We start from the raw sequence: 4,597 nt of genomic DNA, 5'->3' as shown, positions 1-4,597 counted from the left end.
AAATGAAGTCATCGCCACAGAGAAGGTTGAGCAAATTTCAGATAGAGATAACTTTACTTATCTCTATCTAAGTATTCTAAGATTATTCACAGCACGAGCCAATTTTTTACTGGGCTCGCCATAATAAGGAAGCTTTTCAAACTCAACGAAGATGGGGCGATCGCCGAATGAAACCTGCTGGGCTTGTAGCCTGTTGACGGCAGCAGAAGCTCGAAAGCTACACGATGCCGCAGTTGGAGGTGATGGCTGCTGGCAGGATGCGGCTTGTCACAGTCGGCGCTCCTATTACCGGAAGGGACGGGGTCAAGGTGTAAGGCGGCGCTCTCAGATTGCAGAAATCGTGGTTCCGGTTCCTGAGGTGCCTTATGTGGTCCTCCATACTTATGTAGACCAGCCTCGGCAAGCGAATGATGAGGTGGTGATTCATGCCATGTGTGCCGAGTTGTGGGTAGGAAATCAGCCCACGGCAATGACGCAACCCCAACATACTTTTGGGCTCCCACCTCGATTGGTCAAGGAGTATGCGCGTCAGTTACTAGAGGCGTTATACCAGCAATATGGTGAAGGGCGGCGCGGCGGGTTTGAGCGCTATGCCCATGAGCAACAGCACTCTGTATCTCAGTGTCCGATCCGTCCTTGTGCTTACCATGCGATTCATCTGGAGGCGCTGGCTTTGAGAGGAATGGAAGAATGAATCAGCAGCTAGAACTGCCACTGTGGGATTCTTTGAGGGCGGCTCAGATCATGCCGGAGCGAGCGAATGTGGCAGAGCTGTTGGGGCAGATGGATGAGGCGATCGCCCAAGCGCCAGAGCCAGAACAGTTGCAAGTAGCGGGAGAAGCGCTGCTACGAGTGGCTGAGTTGTATGCCGTGCGAGCAGAGGCATTGATCACAGAATGGGGAGATGCGTACCGTGATCCAATTGTGGGCTCAGGCTTCTTTGCAGATGTGGTGCGCCAAACAATGAGTGTGGATTTGAGCGACTTGATGGAGCCTGTACCTCCGCGCAAACAAAGGGCAAAGCGATCGCCCGCTCAGGATGCAGAACCGGAATCACTCGTGGCTCCAGTTGATAAGGAGGTGATCTTGGAGCTGCTGGAGGAGTGGGAGATAAAGACAGGCGCAGAGGCACGACAACTTGAGACAGAGTTGGTCTGGGCGATCGCTCATGAAGAGGCAGTCGCAGAGTGGAGCCAAGCAATCAGTCAGTGGCTCCGGCATCGAGGACCGAGGATTTCCGTCCAGCAGTTGTATCGAGGACTCGGAATGCCTTGGGTCAACCTGTGGCTAGGGTTACTGCTAGGAGGCTTTGAACTTGAGCAATCAGGGGAGTTTTATGGGTCGGACGTGTGGATTACAGTATCGGCTCCTCAGGAAGCGCTTCTCCAGGTTGAGAGGATTTGATGCCAGTTTTGATCTTGTGTAACTCTCTTCCCTAGTTACACACGAATACGGGTTAATTAGCCAGCGTTTGGACCAGTACAAATGGAGATTACACCAGGTTGCCAGACTACTTGAGGAAAAGGCTTCTTGTGTAACCGGGGAAATAACAACCGAAGTTACACAAGAATTTGCCATGCCACGCAAACCTTCTCTAGAATCGCTTTGTGCCACTCTACAACGGTTGAACTTGCAGCAGAAGCAAGAGAGAGAGAGTTGCCTCAATGGAGAGTGAGGCACGAGTCACGTCGTCAAGGCCGAAGCTGAGCAGTTCTCGGCACACCAGGCTTAGCCCCTCAGCTGGTGCAAAACAGCTTGAGCTCCAGCTTCTGATGAGGCAGGATTTTGACCGGTAATCAAATTACCATCCTGAATCGTGTATGACTGCCAGTCCGCTGCTTTCGAATATTGACCTCCGTTCTTTTTCAACTCGTCCTCCACCAGAAATGGGACGATATCTGTGAGCTCAACTGCCGCTTCTTCGGTATTGGCAAAACCAGTTACAGATTTACCTTGGACTAAGAGGGAGCCGTCAGGCGCTTTGGCATGACGAAATACACCTGGGCCATGACAAACCGCAGCGGTCGGTTTTCCCGCCGCATACATCGCTTCGATTAAGGCAATGGAGTCACGGTCTTCAGCGAGGTCCCATAAAGGGCCGTGGCCTCCAGGATAAAACACCGCATCGTAGTCTTCAGCAGCGATGCTCGATAGCGGCAGGGTGTTGGCTAACGCAGCTTGCGCTTCTGGGTCCTGCTTGAAGCGGCGGGTGGTCTCACTTTGCGCTGCTGGGTCGTCACTTTTGGGGTCCAACGGCGGTTGCCCACCCTGAGGAGACGCTAAAGTAATGTCTGCCCCGGCATCTTTGAAGACGTAGTAAGGACTCGTGAACTCTTCCAGCCAAAACCCAGTTTTCTTTCCCGTGTTGCCAAGCTGGTCATGGGAAGTCAACACGATCAGTATTTTCATTGCGTTCTCTCTGGTTCATTCCATTCGTAGAGTGATCATGACTATCCCTGGAGTTAATGCCATCTACCCTGAGAACCAGCATCCTTATTAGTGTGCTTCTATGGAATCCAACAACATTTTGTCAGTTAAGGGCTGTGGGAATTTTTAGTCTGCCAGTTGAGGTCTGAGAATAAGCGATCGCCTGTGTTCCAACACAAAGCCCTGGCTTGTTTTTACTTTTCTTTGTACGCTTGCAAAAGTGCTGCTGCTGCCTCATTCCGGGTACTGTGAAGTTCTCCACTCTGACCCAGCGATTTCCATCTCCAAGGAGTTTCGACAGGACCATCCTTGATCACGATGCCTTTACTTTTACCGTCCAGGCAGACTTCCCAACCATCAGGAGTGCGTTTGTAGCTCCAGGGTCTCTCACTCTTTTTCTTTTTGACCATCTCCCTTGCCCTCGTTGACGAACTGATCTAAAACTGCCTTTACCCTTTTATACTGTGGTAACTGCTTGCTGGCTCCCAGCATTGAGATCGATTAGCTAAAATTTTGCTAATTAGGCAAAACTAATATCGAATAGAGCATTCTGTTTTTGAAACGGCTTCTTTTAGGCATACCTATAAACAAACTCATCCGTTCTAAGAAGAATTGAGACGTTGATTTGGAAACGAGTTTATTTACAGGTATTGAGTAGTGGAAGCTGCATTTTGGTTTGGGCAAGGGAAGAGTAAATAAAACGACCGAATATTTGCAGGTTGGTTTGAGGTAAAGGATTATGAGTCCCCAAAATCGAAAATTAAAACCCTTTTGGTATCTTGTCTGTAGCGCTTCACCATCGAACTTTGCCTAAAGCTTGCCTAAAACAGGGGATACATCACCTTAGAGAGGACTGAAGAGAATTTTTAAGAAAAGCTTCAGAAGTTTGAAGCTGTAAAATGGGAAGATACTCCATCTTCTTCGTAAGCATCGAATCTGGTAAGGTTTGGTGGCACTAGACGATCGCCCCTCTTGCCCCTCCATCTCCTCACCAAACCCGATCGCCCTACCAAGCACTCAGCCCAAAATCAGAAGTTTTCTGACTCTCAAAGCTTGGCTTGAGGTTTGCGTCATGGAGCGATCACCCCTCTACTTCACTGGAGCGATCGCTGCTCTCTCAACGCAGGGTTCTTCTCAGACATGCGTGAGCTACGGCTAATTTTTTTGCCGGACATGCAACGCTTTGTTTAAGGGATTCTCATAGTATTTTTCCACTGCTCTGACATTTTGGCTTTCAGTTCAGCAGATGAGCTTAAGCAAACCTAGCCTCCGTCTACCAACTTCAAAAGCTTGTATCCACTAGATATCATCTACGTTGAATATGCCGTTGCCTTCTTCGGAAAAAATGAAATGTCCTGATTTCAAGCCTTCAACATATTGCTCCAACCACTCCCTAAAACTTGGTGCAACAATCTGCCTTTCAGGCTCATCGTGCCACATTGTAATAATTTGTCCACGCTTTCCACCCTCACCAGGATTTAAGTCTAGACAATCATGATTACCTGCTCCGTCATAGGTCAGCGGAATCCACTGTGCACTCCACCAATCAGAGCGAATACCTGCATCAGGGGAACTTTCAGAGTCTTCAAACTCCATGCCATCTAAAAGTTCTTTCCATACTGCCCATTCCTCTTGGATACGTTCTAAAGATAGAAACTCCTTCCCCTCAAAAAAGCCATAGCTATACCCTGACTGCCCGTTATGAATACGATAAAAAGCCTTAACTTCTGCCGGGAATTGAATAGAGAGAAAATCTTCTGCTGCTTTGATTTGAGTATCAGAAGCTCCAGGTTGCAAAGTGTCGAGCACCTTGGGGGCATTGGCATAAAGCCAAGATTCTATATATGTCCAAATCTCTTGCATACCGTTAACTGATATCAACACTTATTGACAAATTATTCATTAGTGGCTTATCAGACTTTAACCTAGCGGGGGAGGTGCCAGCAGCGGTGCCGAATAATCATGCAGCAAGGGTATCAAAAAAGGACCCTTTTTTGATAGCGTCTTTACTCAAAACTCCCGGCCTGATTTCAGGTCGTTTCAGCCTTGTCAATTTATACTCCTTGTATCTTGAAAGAGTGGTAGACCGTCACTCCTTTGGTTGCTCGAAACCGTAAAAAAGCTTGGGTCGCCACACGCCTCGAAGTGCTGAGAACTCGTAAAATCGCTA

General features: G+C 48.5%; 6 protein-coding genes. 3 read left to right on the top strand and 3 right to left on the bottom strand.

The features are described 5' to 3' along the window. The first annotated feature begins 151 nt into the window (after positions 1–151). Both H6F72_RS25625 and H6F72_RS25620 read left to right on the top strand, forming a co-directional pair. On the top strand, positions 152–694 hold the full coding sequence (locus H6F72_RS25625) for a hypothetical protein (RefSeq protein WP_190442226.1): 543 nt from the start codon (positions 152–154) through the stop codon (positions 692–694). Further along, complete coding sequence (locus H6F72_RS25620) at positions 691–1,404, top strand: hypothetical protein (protein ID WP_190442225.1); 714 nt, start codon at positions 691–693, stop codon at positions 1,402–1,404. Before H6F72_RS25625 ends, H6F72_RS25620 begins: the two co-directional genes overlap by 4 nt. A 324-nt stretch (positions 1,405–1,728) precedes the next feature. On the opposite strand, the gene H6F72_RS25615 is transcribed toward H6F72_RS25620, so the two are convergent. Together H6F72_RS25615 and H6F72_RS25610 are read right to left on the bottom strand one after the other, a co-directional pair. Then, a complete protein-coding gene (locus H6F72_RS25615) occupies positions 1,729–2,409 on the bottom strand; it encodes a type 1 glutamine amidotransferase domain-containing protein (RefSeq protein WP_190442223.1) in 681 nt (226 codons plus the stop codon). Between the two features lie 212 nt (positions 2,410–2,621). Beyond that, complete coding sequence (locus H6F72_RS25610; protein WP_190442220.1) at positions 2,622–2,837, bottom strand: hypothetical protein; 216 nt, start codon at positions 2,835–2,837, stop codon at positions 2,622–2,624. A 539-nt stretch (positions 2,838–3,376) separates the two neighbouring features. On the opposite strand from H6F72_RS25610, the gene H6F72_RS25605 reads away from it, so the two are divergent. After that, positions 3,377–3,586 (top strand): hypothetical protein, encoded by a 210-nt coding sequence (locus H6F72_RS25605; protein ID WP_190442217.1) that lies wholly within the window; start codon positions 3,377–3,379, stop codon positions 3,584–3,586. 140 nt (positions 3,587–3,726) lie between these two features. Here the strand turns inward: H6F72_RS25605 and H6F72_RS25600 are convergent, their stop codons facing one another. Further along, complete coding sequence (locus tag H6F72_RS25600) at positions 3,727–4,290, bottom strand: SMI1/KNR4 family protein (RefSeq protein WP_190442215.1); 564 nt, start codon at positions 4,288–4,290, stop codon at positions 3,727–3,729. Positions 4,291–4,597 lie beyond the last annotated feature (307 nt).

This window comes from Trichocoleus sp. FACHB-46 (assembly GCF_014695385.1).
Taxonomy (GTDB): domain Bacteria; phylum Cyanobacteriota; class Cyanobacteriia; order FACHB-46; family FACHB-46; genus Trichocoleus.
Note: the sequence above shows the minus strand (reverse complement) of the source record. Positions and strands in the feature narration are given on the sequence as shown.